The 17,412-nt window shown below is 68.2% G+C and carries 17 protein-coding genes; 9 read left to right on the top strand and 8 right to left on the bottom strand.

The annotated features are described in order from the left end of the window. Together ACSR87_RS18515 and ACSR87_RS18510 are read right to left on the bottom strand one after the other, a co-directional pair. The gene (locus tag ACSR87_RS18515; RefSeq protein WP_498531661.1) at positions 1–876 is read right to left on the bottom strand and encodes an amidohydrolase family protein; all 876 of its coding nucleotides are present in this window, start codon (positions 874–876) and stop codon (positions 1–3) included. 510 nt (positions 877–1,386) lie between these two features. Then, entirely contained in the window at positions 1,387–1,992 is a 606-nt protein-coding gene (locus ACSR87_RS18510) for a class I SAM-dependent methyltransferase (RefSeq protein WP_498531660.1), read from the bottom strand. Positions 1,993–2,127: 135 nt separating this feature from the next. On the opposite strand from ACSR87_RS18510, the gene ACSR87_RS18505 reads away from it, so the two are divergent. Then, positions 2,128–2,595: an FKBP-type peptidyl-prolyl cis-trans isomerase gene (locus ACSR87_RS18505; protein WP_008572124.1), complete on the top strand. Its 468-nt coding sequence runs from the start codon at positions 2,128–2,130 to the stop codon at positions 2,593–2,595. Positions 2,596–2,658: 63 nt separating this feature from the next. Here the strand turns inward: ACSR87_RS18505 and ACSR87_RS18500 are convergent, their stop codons facing one another. The 3 genes from ACSR87_RS18500 to ACSR87_RS18490 all read right to left on the bottom strand — a co-directional run bounded on the left by ACSR87_RS18500 (position 2,659) and on the right by ACSR87_RS18490 (position 5,447). Further along, positions 2,659–3,435 (bottom strand): hypothetical protein, encoded by a 777-nt coding sequence (locus tag ACSR87_RS18500; protein WP_498531659.1) that lies wholly within the window; start codon positions 3,433–3,435, stop codon positions 2,659–2,661. Positions 3,436–3,502: 67 nt separating this feature from the next. After that, positions 3,503–4,642: a DUF7118 family protein gene (locus tag ACSR87_RS18495; RefSeq protein ID WP_498531658.1), complete on the bottom strand. Its 1,140-nt coding sequence runs from the start codon at positions 4,640–4,642 to the stop codon at positions 3,503–3,505. A gap of 124 nt (positions 4,643–4,766) precedes the next feature. After that, positions 4,767–5,447, bottom strand: a complete 681-nt coding sequence (locus ACSR87_RS18490) for a DUF8215 family protein (RefSeq protein WP_498531657.1) — start codon at positions 5,445–5,447, stop codon at positions 4,767–4,769. Between the two features lie 126 nt (positions 5,448–5,573). Here ACSR87_RS18490 and ACSR87_RS18485 point away from each other — a divergent pair, with 126 nt between their 5' ends. The 8 genes from ACSR87_RS18485 (at position 5,574) to ACSR87_RS18450 (ending at position 14,028) form a co-directional block, all read left to right on the top strand. Beyond that, positions 5,574–6,446 carry a universal stress protein gene (locus tag ACSR87_RS18485; RefSeq protein ID WP_498531656.1) on the top strand — a complete coding sequence of 291 codons (873 nt, stop codon included), beginning with the start codon at positions 5,574–5,576 and terminating at the stop codon, positions 6,444–6,446. 141 nt (positions 6,447–6,587) lie between these two features. After that, the gene (locus ACSR87_RS18480) at positions 6,588–7,226 is read left to right on the top strand and encodes a helix-turn-helix domain-containing protein (protein WP_498531655.1); all 639 of its coding nucleotides are present in this window, start codon (positions 6,588–6,590) and stop codon (positions 7,224–7,226) included. 261 nt (positions 7,227–7,487) lie between these two features. Then, complete coding sequence (locus ACSR87_RS18475) at positions 7,488–8,726, top strand: ABC transporter substrate-binding protein (RefSeq protein ID WP_498531695.1); 1,239 nt, start codon at positions 7,488–7,490, stop codon at positions 8,724–8,726. After that, positions 8,723–9,652, top strand: coding sequence for a carbohydrate ABC transporter permease (locus ACSR87_RS18470; RefSeq protein ID WP_498531654.1), 930 nt, complete (start codon positions 8,723–8,725; stop codon positions 9,650–9,652). The genes ACSR87_RS18475 and ACSR87_RS18470 overlap by 4 nt, the downstream gene beginning before the upstream one ends. Position 9,653: 1 nt before the next feature. Beyond that, on the top strand, positions 9,654–10,520 hold the full coding sequence (locus ACSR87_RS18465; protein WP_498531653.1) for a carbohydrate ABC transporter permease: 867 nt from the start codon (positions 9,654–9,656) through the stop codon (positions 10,518–10,520). Then, positions 10,520–11,671 (top strand): ABC transporter ATP-binding protein, encoded by a 1,152-nt coding sequence (locus ACSR87_RS18460; RefSeq protein ID WP_498531652.1) that lies wholly within the window; start codon positions 10,520–10,522, stop codon positions 11,669–11,671. The genes ACSR87_RS18465 and ACSR87_RS18460 overlap by 1 nt, the downstream gene beginning before the upstream one ends. After that, positions 11,668–12,936 (top strand): CaiB/BaiF CoA transferase family protein, encoded by a 1,269-nt coding sequence (locus tag ACSR87_RS18455; RefSeq protein ID WP_498531651.1) that lies wholly within the window; start codon positions 11,668–11,670, stop codon positions 12,934–12,936. Before ACSR87_RS18460 ends, ACSR87_RS18455 begins: the two co-directional genes overlap by 4 nt. Further along, on the top strand, positions 12,937–14,028 hold the full coding sequence (locus ACSR87_RS18450) for a LeuA family protein (RefSeq protein WP_498531650.1): 1,092 nt from the start codon (positions 12,937–12,939) through the stop codon (positions 14,026–14,028). It abuts the gene before it with no gap. Positions 14,029–14,058: 30 nt separating this feature from the next. Here the strand turns inward: ACSR87_RS18450 and ACSR87_RS18445 are convergent, their stop codons facing one another. From ACSR87_RS18445 to ACSR87_RS18435, 3 genes are all read right to left on the bottom strand, one after another. After that, the gene (locus ACSR87_RS18445) at positions 14,059–14,778 is read right to left on the bottom strand and encodes a cob(I)yrinic acid a,c-diamide adenosyltransferase (RefSeq protein WP_498531649.1); all 720 of its coding nucleotides are present in this window, start codon (positions 14,776–14,778) and stop codon (positions 14,059–14,061) included. An 80-nt stretch (positions 14,779–14,858) separates the two neighbouring features. Beyond that, positions 14,859–16,187: a cobyrinic acid a,c-diamide synthase gene (locus ACSR87_RS18440; RefSeq protein WP_498531648.1), complete on the bottom strand. Its 1,329-nt coding sequence runs from the start codon at positions 16,185–16,187 to the stop codon at positions 14,859–14,861. A gap of 169 nt (positions 16,188–16,356) precedes the next feature. Next, positions 16,357–17,367, bottom strand: a complete 1,011-nt coding sequence (locus ACSR87_RS18435; protein WP_498531647.1) for an AIR synthase family protein — start codon at positions 17,365–17,367, stop codon at positions 16,357–16,359. Positions 17,368–17,412: the final 45 nt, after the last annotated feature.

Raw genomic sequence — 17,412 nt, 5'->3', positions numbered from 1 at the left:
TCAGTCGAGGCCGAGGAACCGTTCCGCGTTCTCCCAGAGGAGTTTTCGCTTCACCTCCTCGGAGGCGTCGAAGTGCTCCTCGAAGGACTCGAACCACCGCCCCGGTCGAATCATCGGGTAGTCGGTGCCGAACATCACCTTGTCCTGCAAGACGGTCTTGGCGTAGTGAAGCACCTGCTCGTCGATGTACTTCGGGAGCCACCCCGAGAGGTCCATGTAGACGTTGCCCTTCTGCTGGCAGATGGCGAGTTGCTCTCTTTCCCACGGGTACGCCGGGTGGGCGATGAGAATCTGGAGGTCCGGGTGCTCGGCGGCCACGTCGTCGATGAGCATCGGGTCGCCGTACTTGATTTTTAGGCCGCGGCCGCCGGGCGAACACGCCCCGAGCGTGGAGTTCCCGCCGTGGAAGACGACCGGGACGCCGAGGTCCTCGATGGTGTCGAACAGCGCCCTGTGTTCGTCGTCGCTCGGGTCGAACCCCTGTGCGATTTGCTGGAACTTGAACCCCGAGAGGTCGAGGTCTTCGACGCATCGGACCGCCTCCTCGACGCAGTCGTCTTTCAGCGGGTCCACGCTCCCGAACCCGACGAAGAAATCGGGGTGCGCGTCTCTGACCTCGGCCACGTAGTCGTTCGGAACCGGCGGGTTTCCGGTGTTCGTCTCGGCGTCCCACCCGAGAAGCACCGCTCGGCCGATGTCGTGCTCGCGGTACTCGGCTATCATCTCCTCGTAGCTCCACGTCTCCATCTCCGCGCCGAACCTGTTCGCCGCGTCCCGCATCATCTCCCCGCCGGCGTCTTCGAGGAATTCCGCGGTCGGTTGGTGGGCGTGCGTGTCGATGATGCGCGGCTCGTCGACCCAATCTAACACGGTCATTCGTGTATGACCGTCACCGAGCGATAAAAATCGAACGGACGGAGCCGACCGAACGATGGCGCGGCGGCGTTGGCGTCCCGCCACGGGAGGCGATTCGACGCGCAACCCAACCAGTCACTGGCCAATCCCGTTCGGGTCGCTGCTCAGTCCCGCCCCGACTCGAAGCAGCCCTCGCGGGAACCCGGCTGTGATACCGGCCCGGCGTGGTCCCGACAAGGCCGGCGAGAGAAGACGAATTTAATATAAGTTTACCGTCATATACCGGTCATCGAGTCGGCGTCACAGCCTGGATTCGTTTTGACGATACATATCAATAAAATTTCAAAACTAGCAAAAGTTGTAATCCTATCCAGAGTATATCTTTTTAAGCCGCATTGAATGCTTTTCTAGACGACGCTGAGCGGCACATATACCTGACTCATTTTAGAAACAATATTGAGTTTCTTTCAGCCTCCCCATTACAAAACGAGTTCACCTGCGAATCGCTCTGACTATCTCCTCTCGGAATTGTTACTCGTGGCCTCCTCTCCGCGGATACGACTGCGCCCCGCCCCGCGTGTTCCGCGCGATAATCGTCGCCGTCGCGGACTGCCGGTCGTCGCGCGGTTCGGTCGATTCGTCGTAGTACAGTACCGTGAGGTCGAGGCAGGCGCGGAGCAGTTCGTTCGAGTCGAAGCGGTATCTGTCGGTGCTCGGTCCCACCGTCGTCGGCGGGTCGGCCCGCAGATGGTGCTGGTAGAACAGGACGCCGCCGGGCTTCAGCGCCGCCTTGATGTCGGCGAGGCGGTCCAGCGTCCGGAAGTAGCTGATGGTGACGAGGTCGTACGTCGACTCGGGGAACTCGTAGGTCGTCGCGTCGGCCCGAATCGTCTCCACGCGGTCGGTGAATCCGCGGGCCCGGGCGCGCTCTTCGATGATACTGAGCCCCTCACCCGACTGGTCGAGCGCGTCGACTCGGTAGCCGTTTGCGGCGAGAAATAGCGCGTTACGGCCGCTGCCGGCCGCCACGTCGAGCGCGCGGCCGTCGGGCAGTTCGTCGAGGTACGCCCGGAGCACCGGCGACGGCTCCGGGTCGGTCGGATACGTTCCGGTCCGGTAGCGTTCGTCCCACTCCATACGGGCGCTACGCGGACCGTCGTGTTCAAGCTACGGCGTCGTTCCCGGCGGATGGGTCGTGGATGTACTGACAACTTCCTCACATACTCGTCGGCAGTGCGGTCACTTATCCGTCTCCGGCAGCGAGTACGGGGTATGACGATTGAAACCGGCGACTCCGTTTCGCTCGAATACGTCGGAACGCTCCCTGACGGCACGGTTTTCGACACGTCGCGTCAGGACGTGGCCGAGGCAGAGGGTCTCGCGGAGGCTCAGCCCGACCGCGACTACGAGCCGCTCGCGGTCGAGGTCGGCGCGGGAACCGTCATCGAGGGACTCGACGAGGCGCTCGTCGGCATGTCCGTCGGCGACGAGGAGAGCATCGAAATCCCGCCGGAGAAGGCCTACGGCGAGTACGACGAGGACCTCATCCGCGAGCACGAGACCGAACAGCTCCGCGAAGTGCTCGGTGACGAACCCGAGGAGGGCCTGTACGTCCAGACCCAGCAGGGCGGCCTCGGCGAAATCGTCCACGCCGACGACGACGTGGTCCGCATCGACTTCAACCACGAACTCGCGGGCGAGACGCTCGTCTTCGACATCGAAATCCTCGACGCGAACTGAACTGAACTGAACTGCTGATCTGAACCGCGCCGCAGTCTCGCGGTTCGTCCCCGTTTTTTCTCGCTACTCACGCCACCACGCGACGGCGTACAGCGCGCCCCCGACGAGAATCAGGACCGCGCCGACTCCGGCGACCCCGAGACCGACGACGAGGGCGATTCCGAAGCCGAAGTCGTCGACGTGGCCGTAGACGGTGATACTGTGGAGCGTTCCATCCTTCTCGACGAGCGCCGGGAGCCGGTCCACGAAGGCGTCGTTCACCCGCGGTCGGTAGCCGAAGTCCTCGTCGGAGGAGTTCCGGAGGATTCTATCGACCGTCTCTCTCGCTTCCGGTGAGAGGCTTTCGTAGCTGTACGCGCCCTGTTCGACGGTGGCGTTTGCGACGCGCTGGAGCGTGACGTTTCGCGCGGTGACGAGCGAGCCGTTTTCTTCCACGCTGAACCGATAGTACCGCTGGCGCTCGCCGTAGGCGTCGTGGACGTACGTGTTGTTCCGCGCGATGGCGCGAAGGTCGGCTTGCGCGCCGGCCGCCGTCGTCCGGGCGGTCCCGTTCCGCATCGCCGCCTCCAGCGTCTCGCGGGTCTCGTTCGGCGCGCGGTACTCGCCGGCCGAGTACCGGTGACTGACTTGGTGCACCGAAATCGAGACGGTCCGACCGTGCCGGTCAACAATGGTCTCTGTGTCGGACTCGTTTGCGAGCGACACCGTCTCGGCCCGGTACGACTGCGAGACTTTCGGCGGCGGGGATGTCGCGTCCGCGAGCGCGGGCAGGTACACCGGCGCGGGGAGGCAGGCGAGACCGACGACCGCGAGAAGGAGAGCGAGTTCCCGGAGACGCATCGTCGGGAGTTCCGCCGAGTGCGGTAAGTGCTTTTTGCCGGCGTCAGTCGTTCTCTTTGGCTGTCGCCTAGTTGTCCAGCGGCGGATTCGCGTCGAGGCAGTCAGCGACCCGCTCGCGCTCCTCGCGGGCGTCGGCTAACTCCTCTTCGACGACGCCCCGCTGGAGTCGCTCACGCTGGTCTTCGGTGAGTTCCGCGCGGGCGACCGCGGCGTCACGGAGACGGTCGTACGACTCCTCGTACGTCAGTTCGTGGACCTCCCGGGCGCGGGCGACCGTCTCGTCGGCGGCGAACCGACTCACGACGGCGACGAGTTCTTTCGTCCGCCAGCGGAGTTCAGAGGCGGGGTCCGGCGGCCACGACACGGTCAGCGGGTCGGCGTCGAGCGTCTCCAGAAACCGCTTGTTCGTCCCGACGGCCGCGGCGAACCGCTTCGGGTCGTCCACGTAGTGGTCGAGCTTCGACCGCGAGTAGCCGGCGTACTCGACGAGCGTGGAAATGGGCTCGTCCCCGATGGCGGCGGTTTCGAGGTACTCGCGCAGTCGTTCCGGGGGACTGGGCGTCCCGACCAGCGGGTACGACTCGGCGGCCGCCAGCCACGCGAGCACCTCGCGGGCCGATGACTCGGCGCGGAATCGGTCGAACGCCTCGGTCACGGCGTCGTCGTACCGCTCGATGGGGTCGCGGAGTTCATCGACCGGCGCGTCGATGTCGGCTTCACCGAGTTCCCGCACGCGTTCGAGGCGGTCGATTCGCGCGTCGAGTTCGTCCGCGCGCTCCCGCAGTCGCCGGCGGGCGCTCCGATAGTCGTCTCTCGCCTCGTCCAGTTCGTCGAGGAGCGCCGCCTCCTCGCGGGCTGGGTCCAGTTCGCGTCTGGCCTGCTCGAAGTCGGACGCCGACAGCGACGAGGTGATACCGGTCGTGAGCGACTCGTTGGCGTCGATGAAGGCGTCGCTGTGGCGCACGTCGGCGGGGACCTCTTCCAGCCGGTCCGACAGCGCCTCGCGGAACTCGACGTAGCCTTCGAGGTCGTCGGTCGCCCGCTCCTCGTAGCGGTCGAGAATCCCTGTCACGTCGCGGACGGCGGACGCGAGCGTCCGAAGCTCCTCGCGGCCGATGTCGTCGACCGCCTCGCGTCGGCCGCGGAGGGTGTCGGCCGCCGTTCGGAGCGCCGCCACGGCGTCATCGGCGAGCGCGGCGTCAGTCACGCTGCGCCACCTCGGGCGGGCATCCCGGTCGCGGAATCAGTGTCATGCCCGACGAGTCGGTGCGCGAGGTTGAAAAGTTGATGACCGAGGACGGCGGTGCGACGGCCGCGGAGCCGACAGACCGTCAACGACGCTTCCGGTCGGTCGCCACGTCGAACGCGGCGGCGACCGCGACTGCGAGCACGCAGAGCGCGACCGACGGCGACAGGGAGAACAGGCCGACCATGCCGGGGAACGTTGCGACCGCGAGGAGCGAGACGGCGTAGTAGACGCCGGCGGCGGCGGCCGACGTGCGGGTCGGCGCGGCGCGCAGTCGGGGGAGCGCGAGCATCGCACAGAGCGCGACACCGCCGGCGACGACAGAGCCGAGGAAGCCCGCTCCGGCGAGGTCGGCGCGCGCGCCGAGGAACGTCCCGAGGCCGAGCGTCGCGTTCAGATAGGCCGCCCGGCGGACGAGAAAACCGTAGCCCGCGTCGGGGCCGAGACCGAGTTCGTTGTCTTCGATCCGGTGCCACGGCGCGCCGACAGAGACGGCGTCCAACCGGAGCGCGCCGATGGCGAGACAGGCGACCGCCAGCGAGGCGACGGCCGCGGTCGTGACCGCCACTGGGGTCGAGACGGTCATGAAGGCGACCCAGAGCATCGGCAGCGCCAGAAGCAGGTGCTGTCCGAGCCCGAAGTAGACCGTCGCGTCGAGCCACGCGTCGACGCCGGTTTCGTCGTCGTCGCGCTGCCGGCGTCGGTGCCGCCGGTTGCGTCGCGGCCGCGTTTCGCCGCCCCGGGGAGACTCATCTGTCGGTGCCATCACCGTTCGGTTGTCACTGCCGTCTGATAACTGTGTGGCGCGCCGATGGTCGTGACGCCGGCGGCGGGCGGTCCGCGAACGCCGTCCGGCGAAAGGACTTACCCGCGACCGGGTGTATGACAAGCCATGTACGAGCGCATCCTCCTGCCCGTCGACGAGAGCACGTCGTCGAGCGCGGTCCTCCACCACGCCAGCGAACTCGCCCACTGGGACGACGCGGAGATACGGCTACTCTTCGTCGCCGACACGACCCGCGACAGCGTCACCGTCGTCGAGAACGACGTGGTCGACGCGCTCGAACGCGAGGGCGAGAGCGTCGTCGAGGAGGCGGCGGAGACGCTCCAGAACCTCGGCGTCGATTACTCGACGGACGTGGTGCAGGGCAACCCCGCACCGACCATCGTCGAGTACGCCGAGGAGTACGACTACGACCTCGTCGTGATGCCGACCCACGGGCGGGAGGGTATCTCGCGACAGCTTCGCGGGAGCGTCACGGAGAAGGTCGTCCGCCTGTCGGACCGGCCGGTGCTCACCGCCCGCATGAAGCCCGACGAGGAGCTGACGTTCCCCTACGAGCGCATCCTCATCCCGACCGACGGGAGTCGCTCGACGAAGCGGGCGACGAGCCACGGCCTCGCGCTCGCCGCCGAACTCGACGCGGCGGTCCACGTCCTCTCGGTGGTCGACGACTCCGCGCTCGGGTTCGACGTGCGGTCGATGCTCTCCGGCGAGGAGAGCGAGCGCGGCGCGAACGAGGCGATTTCGAAGGTCGTCGAGGAGGCGAACGAACACGGCGTCACGAAGCTCGCGGAAACCATCGAACACGGCTCGCCGAGCGAGGCGATTCGGGAGTACGTCGAAGGTAACGACATCCACGCCGTCGTCATGGGGACGACCGGGCGGAGCGGCGTCGACCGAATTCTCCTCGGGAGCGTCGCCGAGGAGACGGTTCGGAGCGCCCCGGTTCCCGTCATCACGGTGTCGCCCGACGAGGAGTGACCCGCGCGGGCCGCGGACGCCGGGTCGTCCGCCTCGGGATACAGCTATTACCCGCGGGCGACGTATCGGCGTAGTAGCCGTGGTCGAACAGGACCGTCTCGGACGCCCGTCCAGCCCTGACAGCCGGAGGTCTCGATAGCGATGCTTCGCGCCACCATCCTCCTCGAACTGAACGAGGATTACGTGCTGTCGCACGTGAGCGACCTCGTCGACGGGCCGGTCGTCGTGACGAACTGCGAGGTGCTCGGCGAGACGGACATCCGCTTCGTCGTCGACGCCGGGGAGCACCGCGACGAGATGGCCGAGCGACTCGCCGCCAGCGAGGTCGTCAGCGACCTCGAACTCGTCGGCGACGACCAACTGCTCATCACGAAGCGGTCGTCCGGCGCGCTCCCCGTCATCCGCGAGAACCACGGGATGCTCCAGCGGATGAGCCAGTTCTACGGGCGCTCGCGCGTCTTCGACGTGGTCGTGTTCCGCCGGGCCGACCTCAAGGCTATCATCTCGGGCCTCCGGTCGCTCGGCACCGTCGAACTCCGGCGGCTGAAACCCTTCGTCGGCCCCTCCACGCGGCTCTCGAAGCGGCAGGCCGAGGTCGTCGGCTACGCGCTCGAACGCGGCTACTACGACTGGCCGCGGGGCGTCACCGTCGAGGAAATCGCGGCGGCGTTCGAGGTGAGCAGGCCGACCGTGTTGGAACACCTCCGCCGGGCCGAAAAGAAACTCCTCAGCGACGCGCTCGCCGACGCGACGACGCCCGCGAACCCCGACAGCACCTGACCGCGGCCGAGTCCGACTGCCTCCGGCGCACGCTGCGCTCCGAATTTTAAGCGCCTAGTACACCTGAAACACGTCACCATATCTTCGGAAACTAATATAAAGAGCCAACAGGGGTAGGCACTACTCCCGTGCCCTCTTCCGGTGTACGTATTGTTTGCAATTACCATGATAGATGGGAATCAATCACGCGGTGGCGATGGGCGGAAAACGCGCGGGTCGTCGCGCCGGACGTTCCTCGCGGCGGTCGGGAGCGCGGCGGCGGTGACGACGGCTGGCTGTCTGGGCGGCGGCGGTGGCGGCGGTTCCAACGAGCCGATTCGATACCTCTCGGACCGGGGCGACTCGAAGGACGTGATGGACGAAATCATCGCCGAGTTCGAGGAGGAGACCGACCACACGGTCGAGATGATTTACACGGCGAAGGGGACATCCTCGGACGCCGAGATGCAGAAGATGGTCGCGGCGGGTAACCCGCCGGACCTGCTTTTCGACACCTCGACGGACGCGTATCGACTCCAGCGCGACGGCGTCCTCGCGCCGGTCACGGGGGCCGTCCAAGATAACGACCTCCCTGACCCGGTCACCGTCGGTGGCGAGTCGTACTTCGCGGCCGCGATGGTCGAACCGCTCATGGGCTGGTACCGAAACGACGTGTACTCGGAGATGCCCGCGTCGTGGAGCGAGTGGGTCGAGGCCGCCGGCGAGGTGTCGGCCAACGAGTCGATGGAGGGTTACGTCGTCCAGTCGGGCCAGACGAACAACGCCGACACCCAGATGACGCAGTACCTCTGGCAGAACGACGTGGAGATTTACGGCGGTCCCTCCGACGGCATCGAGATCAGACTCGACGACGACGACAACCGACAGGCGGCCGTCGAGACGTTCGAGTGGGTCCAGTCGATGGCCGAACACTCGCCGAACGGCTCGGGGTGGGCGTGGGGCGACGCCATCGGCGCGCTCCAACAGGAGAACGCCGCGGCCATCGCCAGCGTCGGCGGCCTCCCCATCCTCACGATTCAGGCCAACCGGCCCGACCTCGTCGAGAACCTCAGTCCGATGCCGTTCCCCGTGCCGAGCGGGGCGGCGCAGGACAAGTGGTGGGCGTACATGGAGGGCCACCTCGTCCGCAACGACGGCCAGAACACCGAAGGTGCGCAGGCGTTCGTGGACTTCTTCACGAGTTCGTCGCGCTTCTTCGACTTCGTGCTCTCCGCGCCGCTGTTCCAGTTCCCGCCGACGCGGGAACAACTCGACGCGCCCGAGGTGACCGAAAACGAGGTCATCCAACAGCATCCCGACGTGATGAATCTCGTCCGCGACAACTGGGACGCCTTCACGAGCGTCCTCGCGACGGGCGACGACGGCGCGCCGAACATCGTCGCGGCCGACGCGTACAGCGAACAGCTCTTCGGACAGGCCGCGGACCAGCTTCTCGTCGGCGGGCTCACGCCCGACGAGACGGTCGACTGGCTGGCCGAGCAACTCCGCGGGTTGCAATGAGTACGGCCCTCAAATCGCGGTTGGCGGCCGCCGGGTCGGCCCTCCGGGAGCGCGACGTGGACGGCACGACGCTCCTGTTGGCGGCGTGTTTCGTGCCGATGCTCGCGTTTTTCGTCGTAGTCTGGGTCATCCCCATCGTCTACGCGCTCGGGATGAGCCTGTTCGCGTCGCCGGTGCGGAGCCCCGAGTTCGTCGGCCTCGGCAACTACGCCGAACTCCTCGGTAACGGCGCGTTCTGGGGCTTCCTCTGGAACAGCGTCGTCTACGCGGTGGCGACGACGGGGCTGAGCCTCGTCATCGGGCTGGGGCTCGCGCTCGTCATCAATCAGCGCATCCGCGGCGGCGACGCCCTGCGGACGCTGATGATTTTCCCGTACCTCCTGCCGACGCTCGTTGTCATCTTCATGTGGAAGTTCATCCTCGACCCCAACATCGGGATTCTGAACCAGTTCCTCGTCGATGCCGGGCTCATCGACAAACCCATCGCGTTCTTCTCGACCCTGGAGTTCGCCATGCCGGCGGTCGTCGTCACGAGCGTCTGGAAGTTCGCCAGCTTCGCCTTCTTCATCCTGCTCGCGCGCTTGCAGGCCATCGACCCCGACCTCTACGAGCGGGCGCGGGTCGAGGGCGCGACGACGTGGCAGGCGTTCCGCGACATCACCTTCCCGCACCTCCGCGGCGCGATTCTCATCATCCTCCTCGTCAGGGGCATCTGGATGTTCAACAAGTTCGACATCATCTACCTCTCGACCCGCGGCGGCCCGCTCCAGCAGACGACGACGCTCCCGATTCGCGTCTACCAACTCGCGTTCAGCGAGGTGAACTTCGGTATGGCGACGGCGCTCGCCGGCGTCATGTTCTTCCTCCTCGCCGGCGTCGCGGTGGTCTACTTCCGGGCGTTCGCCCCCGAACAGGAGGTGGCGTGAGATGGCGACGTCCTCCGGTCGCGGCCTCGTCTCCCACGACACCCAGAAACGCCTCCAGCGAATCGCCGTCTACCTGACGGCGCTTCTCATCTCGGTGTTCACCATCATCCCGGTGTACGTGATGGTGGTCATCGCCATCCAGTCGCCGGCGACGACGTTCGCCGGCGGGCGGGTGAACCTGCTGCCCACCGAGCCGTCGCTCCGGAACTTCCTCGTCCTCCTCGGGTCGACCGACACGGTCCGGTACTTCATCAACAGCCTCGTGGTCACCCTCGGGTCGACCGTCCTCTCGACGACCATCGCGGTCGCGGCGGGCTACGGCCTGACGCGCTTCGACTTCACCGGGAAGTCGCTGGCGGCGCGGGCGGTGCTGTTCTCGTACATGTTCAGCCCCATCGTCCTCGCCATCCCGCTGTACGTCGTCTTCTCGACGCTCGGCCTGCTCAACAGCCACTTCGCGCTCACCCTCGCGCTGACGGCCATCTCCGCGCCGTTCTGCATCTGGCTGATGTGGCAGTACTTCCAGACCGTCCCCATCGCGCTCGAAGAGTCCGCGTGGGTCCGCGGCGCGAGCCGCTGGCGCACCGTCAGAGACGTGGTCCTGCCGGTCGCCCGCCCCGGCTACATCTCCGCGGCCATCTTCGCGTTCGCCGTCGCGTGGAACGACTTCACCATGGCGCGCGTCGTGATGAGCCGCGACGAGATGTACACCATCACCGTCGGCGCGTCGCTGTTCTTGGACCGCGTCAGCATCGGCTGGGGCGAGACGATGGCCGTCTCGCTTCTCATCTCGATTCCGCCGTTCCTCATCGCACTGTTCCTGCAACGATACCTCCTCCAGGGCTTCAGCGTTGGAGGCCTCGAATAATGGCAACTAGCATCCACCTCGACACCGTCAGAAAGGAGTTTCGCACCCTCGGAAACACGCACGTCGCCGTCGACGACCTCAGCCTCGACATCCCCGAAGGCTCGTTTACGACCTTCGTCGGCCCCTCGGGCTGCGGGAAGACGACGACTCTGCGCATGTTGGCCGGGCTGGAGACGCCCACCTCGGGCACCGTCTCGTTCGGTGACGAGGACGTGACCGACCTCCCGCCGCAGGAGCGAAACGTCTCGATGGTGTTCCAGTCCATCGCGCTCTACCCGCACATGTCGGTCCGCGAGAACATCGGCTACGGCCTGAAGATTCACGGCGTTCCGAAGGCGGAACGCGACGAGCGCATCGACGAGGCCGCCGAAGTCCTCCAAATCGAGGCGCAGTTGGAGAAGATGCCCGCCGAACTCTCCGGCGGCCAACAACAGCGCGTCGCCCTCGGCGGCGCGTTCGTGCAGGACCCCGACGTGCTGCTTCTGGACGAGCCGATGTCCGACCTCGACGCGAAGCTCAAATCCGACCTCCGCGTCGAGATTCAGCGACTCCACCAGGAGCTCGACACGACGGTCGTCTACGTCACCCACGACCAGACCGAGGCGATGACGATGAGCGACCAGGTGGTCCTCCTGCGCGACGGCGAACTCGCGCAGGTCGACCCGCCGAAACGGCTGTTCGACTACCCGAACTCGGAGTACGTCGCGCAGTTCATCGGCATGCCCTCGACCAACGTCGTCGACTGCGCGGTCGAGGCCGGAGACGGCGGAACCGCGCTCGTTGGCCCCGGGTTCGAGCTTTCGCTTCCGGCCGGCGTCGACGCCCCGACCGCCGGCCGCGTCAGGCTCGGCATCAGGCCGCAGTACCTCGACGTGGGCTCCGCCGGGGCGTGTCGGCTCTCGGTCGACGTGGAGGTCGTCGAGACGCTCGGGACCGAATCCGTGGTCCACGGCCGCCTCGAAGACGGCACCCCCTTCGACGTGGTGAGCGACGCCGTTGACGACGCGGTGGCGGGCGACCGACTCGACGTGTCGTTCGACCTCGAAGACGCGTTCGTCTTCGGTGAGGACGGCGAGACCATACTTTTCGGCTCCGAACGCGCCAGTGAGCGCTCGTCGTCGCCGGCGGGCGCGGGGGGCGTCACTCCATGAGCGGCGACAGCGCCGAGCGCGCCAATAGCGCCGAAAGCACCGAAACTGCCGCGGACGCGACCGGCTCTGCGACCGCATCGGCGTCGTCCGGCCTCCCGCTCGACGGCGTGCGCGTCCTCGAACTCGGCCACATCATCGCCGGGCCGTTCTGCTCGATGCTCCTCGCCGACCTCGGCGCGGACGTCATCAAGGTCGAACACCCGGAGGGCGGCGACCTCATCCGCGGGTCGTCGCCGGTCGGAAACAGCTCGTTCAACTACGTCAACCGGGACAAGCGGAGCCTCACGCTCGACCTCAAGTCCGACGCGGCGCTCGACGCGTTCTTCGACCTGCTCGACGAGACCGACGTGGTCGTCGAGAACTACGCGCCGGGGACCGCCGAGCGACTCGGCATCGGCTACGAGCAGTTGCGAGAGACGCATCCGGACCTCGTCTACTGCTCCATCAAGGGGTTCAACCCCGGTCCCTACGAGTCGTACCCCGCGCTCGACCCCATCGCCGAGGCGCTGTCCGGGCTGATGAGCGTCACCGGCCACGAGGGGATGCCCCCGGTCCGGTCGGGCACGAGCATCGCAGACATGGCCGCGTCGTTCTACGGCGCGATAGCGGTCCTCGGGGCGCTCTACCGCCGCGACCGGACCGGCGAGGGGTCGAAGGTGACCGCGCCGCTGTTCGAGTCCACCGTCTCGATGATGGGCTACTGGCTCGCGTACACCGAGGCGTACGACGACGTGCCGGGGCCGATGGGCGCGTCGCACCCCAACTGGGCACCCTACGACGTGTTCGAGACGGCCGACGACGAGTGGGTGTTCATCGGCCCCTCCGGCGAGCGCCAGTGGACGGCGCTCTGCGAGGCGCTCGGCCTCGACCTCCACGAGGACGACCGGTTCGACACGCTCCCGGACCGCCGGGAGAACCTCGACGAACTCATGGACCTGCTCCGCGCCGAGTGCGAGACGCTCCCCGCCGCCGACCTCGTCGCCGGACTGCGCGAGGTCGGCGTCCCCGTCGCCAAGGTGAACTCAATGGACGAGGTCGCGGCGGACCCTCACTTGCGGGCGACCGACTTCTTCACCGAGGTCGAGACCGCCGAGGGAACCTCGCGGTCGGTCAGCGTCCCGCGGTTCCCCGTCGTCGCAAGCGGCTTCGACCGCCCCGACTCGACCGACCCACCGAAGCTCGGCGAGCACACCGAGGCCATCCTCTCGTCGCTCGGCTACGACGACGCCGACATCGACGCGCTCCGGCGCGCGGGAGGGGTCTGAATGGCCGCCGCGGAGCCGGTCCTCCTCGACGTGACCTGCCGCGAGGGCGAACAGCGCCCCGGCGCGTCCTACACGACGGGACAGAAAGTCGCGGCCGTGCGCGCCCTCGACGACCTCGGCGTCGATTACGTGCAGGTCGGCTTCCCCATTGCGGGCGCGCAGACCGGCGAGGTCTGCGACGCGGTCGACGTGGAGACGAAACTGACGGGCATCGCCCGCGCCGTCCCGAAAGACGTCGAGGCCGCGGTCGACGCCGGCGTCGACGTCATCGACGTGTTCGCGCCGACCAGCGAGCGACAGCGGACCGAACTGCTCGGAAAGAGCGAAGACGAACTGCGCTCGCTCGTCGGCGAGACGATTGACGCCGCGACCGAGACCGGGCTGGAGGTCCACTTCACCGCGATGGACGGCTTCCGGACGGACCCCGCGTTCCTCGACGGCCTGTTCGACTCGATAGACGCGACGTACCTCACTATCGCGGACACCGTGGGCTCGAAGACGCCGTTCGAGGTCTCGTCGTTCCTCCACGACCTCGACACCGACCCGACCCGCCTCGGCGTTCACTTCCACGACGACCTCGGCGTCGCCACGGCCAACGCGCTCACGGCGGTCGCCCACGACGTGCAGAAGGTGGACGTGTCGGTCGCCGGCATCGGTGAGCGCGCCGGCAACGTCCCCGTCGAGGAGTTCGTCGTCGCGGCCGAGACGAGCCGCGCCGTGAACCCCCCCGTGCTCGACCCCTCGACGCTCATCCCCCGGGCGAACGACGTGCTGACGGCGCTCGACGAGTCGGTGCCGGCGGAGAAATCGGTGCTCGGCGCGGACGTGTTCTCTCACGAGTCCGGACTTCACACCGCGGCGATGCTCGACGACCCGGCGACGTTCGAGCCGTTCGACCCGGCCGTCTTCGGCGGGTCGCGGACGCTCTACTTCGGCCCGCAGAGCGGGACCGGCGCGGCACGGCGGCTCTTGGAGCGCGCCGGCGACGACGACCCCGACGCATCGCGGGTCGCGGCGCTCGTCGAGACGCTGCGGGCGCTGGACGACCCGGTGCCGACCGACGAGGCGCTGGATATCGCCCGGCGGCTCTGAGACGGCGCTACGTCGGCCCCGCCGACGCTCTCAGTACTCGGTCCCTTTTCTCGCGCGCTGGCCGGCGTCGATGGGGTGTTTCTCCTTTCGGACGTTGGTCACGAGGTCCGCGGCGTCGGAGAGGTAGGTCGGCTCCTCGTGGCTTCCGGTCAACACGAGTTCGAGGTTCTCGGGCTTGCGCTCCACGAGGTCGAGCACGTCGGCCTCGTCGAGCAGTCCCATCGCCACGGCGTAGAGGAGTTCGTCGATGATGAGGAAGTGGACGCCATCCTCGGGCGGGCCGTCGAGGGCGAGCGGTTTCGAGAGGTCGGCGTCGGCCGCGGCGTCGACGAGTTCGCGCGCCCGGTCGAGGCCGGCGGCGACCTGCGCCTCGTGGTCGGCGTCGTCGCTCCCGTCGGCCATGCCGGCCCAGCCGTAGTGGCCGAGGTTCTCGAAGGTAAAGCCGGGCATCGCGCCGATGGCGTTGTACTCCCCGCGGACGGCCTCGACGGAGTCCGCGCCGCCCTTCAGGAACTGGAGCATGTGGACGCGGTAGCCGTGGCCGGCGGCGCGAAAGCCCATCCCCATCGCGGCCGTAGTCTTGCCCTTGCCGTCGCCCCACCACACCTGCACGAGGCCGAAGTCGTCGGGCGCGGCGGGTTCGATGGCGGCCGCCTCGGGGCGGACGCCGCGGCCGGGCGTGTTCGCCCGGACCGCGTCAGGGGTGGTCTCGTCGCCTGTCTCGGGGGTTCCGTCGGGTGCGTCTGTCATTGTGATGGGTTCGAAGTCGGTGTCGTAGTCGGTCGTCGGTCGGTGCTTGTCGCGGCGTCGTATATCGGGGTTCGCCGCGCTCAGTCCGTCAGCCGCGAGACGAAGCGGTCGAACGCCCCGCTTTCTGGGTGAACGTGCGCGTAGGTGCCGAGGGTTCGGTACTCGGTGAGTCCCTCGCGGCCGTCGATGCCGGTCCCGCGCTCCACGTCGAAGGCGAACCGGGCGTCCGTCGCCGGGTCCGCCGAGGAGTAGTGGAACTCGTGGCCGCGGAGCGTCTCGCCCGCGTCGGCGGTCAGCGTCCCGTCGGTCGCGCGGAGTTCCACGTGGTCGAGCGCCTGATACCGGTCTTGCATCGTCACGTCCGCGGGGAGGATGCCGGCCATCTCGTGGGTGTCGCCGTCGGTCGTCGTCAGCGACTCGGAAAGCGCCATCAGCCCGCCGCACTCGCCGAACACCGGCAGGCCGTCGGCGGCGCGGTCGGAAAGCGCCGGAAGCGTCGGCGACGACGCGAGTTCCGCGGCGAACCGCTCGGGGTAGCCGCCGGGGAGGTAGACGCCGTCGCAGTCGGGGAGGTCGTCGCCGGCGACCGGCGAGAAGTACGAGACTGCGCCGAGCGAGTCCAGTCTGTCGAGGGTCGAGGGGTAGACGAAGCAGAACGCCTCGTCGCGGGCGACGGCGACCGTCGGGCCGTCGGAATCCGTCGCTTGGGCCGCCTCGGCCCGAACGCCAACTTCGAACTCCTCGGTGTCCCAGCCGGGTTCCCGCGCCACTTCAGCGAGCGCGTCGGCGCGAATCCCGTCGGCCGCGGCGTCGAGCGCCGCGTCGGACAGCGGGGCCTCGTCGCCGAGGTGGAGGCCGAGGTGGCGCTCCGGAATTTCGAGGTCGTCGCTCGGCGGGATGCGACCGAGATACGGCAGTTCCTCGGGGAGCGCGTCGCGGATGCCCTCGGCGTGGCGGCCGCCGTGGGCGCGGGAGGCGACGACGCCGGCCACGTCGGCGTCGATGTCCATGCGGTCCGCGTAGGTTCGGAAGCCGTAGGCGGTCGCCGCGACGCTCTGCATCCCGGCTCTCGCGTCCGCGACGAGGACGACGGGGAGGTCGAGGAGGGCGGCGACGCGCGCGGTCGAGGTGTCGCCGTCGTACAGGCCCATCATGCCCTCGACGACGCAGATGTCGCCCTCGCCGCGGGCGTAGGTCCGGCGCATGCCGGCTTCGCCTTCGAGCCACGGGTCGAGACTCCGCGAGGGCTTGCCGACGACGGCGGCGTGGTGCGAGGGGTCGATGAAGTCGGGGCCGGCCTTGGCCGGTTGGACCGCGTAGCCCTCGCGTTCGAGCGCGCGGCACACCGCGAGCGTCGTGACCGTCTTCCCGACGCCGGAGGCCGTACCGGCGACGACGACGCCTCTCATCTGGTCACCGCGGTCCGGGTCGCGGACGGGACTTCCGGCGGGTCGCTCGCGAGTCGAGACGGACGTTCGGCAGTCATATCTCCAAGTGGAATTTCAGTAGTCAAAGTTGTGTTGGGTCGAGCCGGGTCGGGTCGCCGCCGACGGCGCGGGTCGCCGGCTCGCGTTCGCCTCAGTTCCAGAGGTCGTACATATCGTCTTCGACGCCGTCGGCGTAGTGCGTCCCGTCGTAGACGACGCCCGCGGCCGGCGCGGTCGAGTCCGCGCCCGCGTTCGAACCCGCGCCGTCGCCCGCCGATTCGACGGTTCCGACCACCGTCGCCTCGATACCCTCGCGTTCGAGCGCGGCGAGCGCGTCGTCGGCCTCGTCTTCGGGAACCGCCGCGAGGAGCGCGCCGGAGCCGAGAGTCCGCATCGGGTCGACGCCCATCGCATCGCAGAGCGCCCGCGTCTCGGGGCGGACGGCCACGTCGTCTGCGGCGACCTCGATTCGGACGCCGGAGGCGCAGGCGAGTTCGACCAGTCCGTTGAGGACGCCGCCCTCGGTCGGGTCGTGCATCGCGGTCGCGGCGGACGCGAGCACCGCCGACTCGGGGAGGACGCTGATGTCGTCGAAGAAGCCCGCGGCGCGGTCGATGGCCGCGCCGTCGACACCGGCGGCATCGAGGTCGACGCGGAAGTCGGTGGCGAGGACGGCCGTACCCTCGATTCCGGCCCCCTTGGTGAGAATCACCGCGTCGCCGGGCTCCGCGCCGCTCGTCGGGACGTAGCGGTCGGTCGGCCCCATGCAGGTGAGCGAGAGGAGCGGCCGCGAGAGGCCGGAAACCGTCTCGGTGTGGCCGCCGACGATGCTGATGCCGAGTCGCCGGGCCTCCGCGTCGAGTTGGGCGGTGATGTCGTCGAGGAGGTCCACGTCCGGTTCGGGAAGGAGGACGGTGCTCACGAGCCACTCGGGGACGCCCCCGCAGGCGGCCACGTCGTTGCTGGCGATGGCGACGCCGAGCGTGCCGATGCGCTCGGCGGCGAGCGAGATGGGGTCGGTGCTGACGACCATCGTCCCCTCGCCGGTGGCGACGGCGGCGGCGTCCTCGCCGTAGCCGGCCCCGACGAGCAGGTCGTCGTTGGGGGTCCCCGTCCGCGAGAAGACGTAGCGGTCGAGGTCCGCAGGTGAGAGTTTGCCCATACACGTGGCTGACGGCGAGGGCGCTTTTGTGCCTTCCCGTCCGCC

The organism is Haloferax sp. SDI50, from assembly GCF_059802635.1.
This window is presented reverse-complemented; position numbering and strand designations above follow the sequence as displayed.

What these genes read in the sequence shown, in the direction of transcription:
- ACSR87_RS18515 (WP_498531661.1), bottom strand. Translation starts at nt 876, where the DNA reads ATGACCGTGTTAGATTGGGTCGACGAGCCGCGCATCATCGACACGCAC.
- ACSR87_RS18510 (WP_498531660.1), bottom strand. Translation starts at nt 1,992, where the DNA reads ATGGAGTGGGACGAACGCTACCGGACCGGAACGTATCCGACCGACCCG.
- ACSR87_RS18505 (WP_008572124.1), top strand. Translation starts at nt 2,128, where the DNA reads ATGACGATTGAAACCGGCGACTCCGTTTCGCTCGAATACGTCGGAACG.
- ACSR87_RS18500 (WP_498531659.1), bottom strand. Translation starts at nt 3,435, where the DNA reads ATGCGTCTCCGGGAACTCGCTCTCCTTCTCGCGGTCGTCGGTCTCGCC.
- ACSR87_RS18490 (WP_498531657.1), bottom strand. Translation starts at nt 5,447, where the DNA reads ATGGCACCGACAGATGAGTCTCCCCGGGGCGGCGAAACGCGGCCGCGA.
- ACSR87_RS18485 (WP_498531656.1), top strand. Translation starts at nt 5,574, where the DNA reads ATGTACGAGCGCATCCTCCTGCCCGTCGACGAGAGCACGTCGTCGAGC.
- ACSR87_RS18480 (WP_498531655.1), top strand. Translation starts at nt 6,588, where the DNA reads ATGCTTCGCGCCACCATCCTCCTCGAACTGAACGAGGATTACGTGCTG.
- ACSR87_RS18470 (WP_498531654.1), top strand. Translation starts at nt 8,723, where the DNA reads ATGAGTACGGCCCTCAAATCGCGGTTGGCGGCCGCCGGGTCGGCCCTC.
- ACSR87_RS18465 (WP_498531653.1), top strand. Translation starts at nt 9,654, where the DNA reads ATGGCGACGTCCTCCGGTCGCGGCCTCGTCTCCCACGACACCCAGAAA.
- ACSR87_RS18460 (WP_498531652.1), top strand. Translation starts at nt 10,520, where the DNA reads ATGGCAACTAGCATCCACCTCGACACCGTCAGAAAGGAGTTTCGCACC.
- ACSR87_RS18455 (WP_498531651.1), top strand. Translation starts at nt 11,668, where the DNA reads ATGAGCGGCGACAGCGCCGAGCGCGCCAATAGCGCCGAAAGCACCGAA.
- ACSR87_RS18450 (WP_498531650.1), top strand. Translation starts at nt 12,937, where the DNA reads ATGGCCGCCGCGGAGCCGGTCCTCCTCGACGTGACCTGCCGCGAGGGC.
- ACSR87_RS18445 (WP_498531649.1), bottom strand. Translation starts at nt 14,778, where the DNA reads ATGACAGACGCACCCGACGGAACCCCCGAGACAGGCGACGAGACCACC.
- ACSR87_RS18440 (WP_498531648.1), bottom strand. Translation starts at nt 16,187, where the DNA reads ATGAGAGGCGTCGTCGTCGCCGGTACGGCCTCCGGCGTCGGGAAGACG.
- ACSR87_RS18435 (WP_498531647.1), bottom strand. Translation starts at nt 17,367, where the DNA reads ATGGGCAAACTCTCACCTGCGGACCTCGACCGCTACGTCTTCTCGCGG.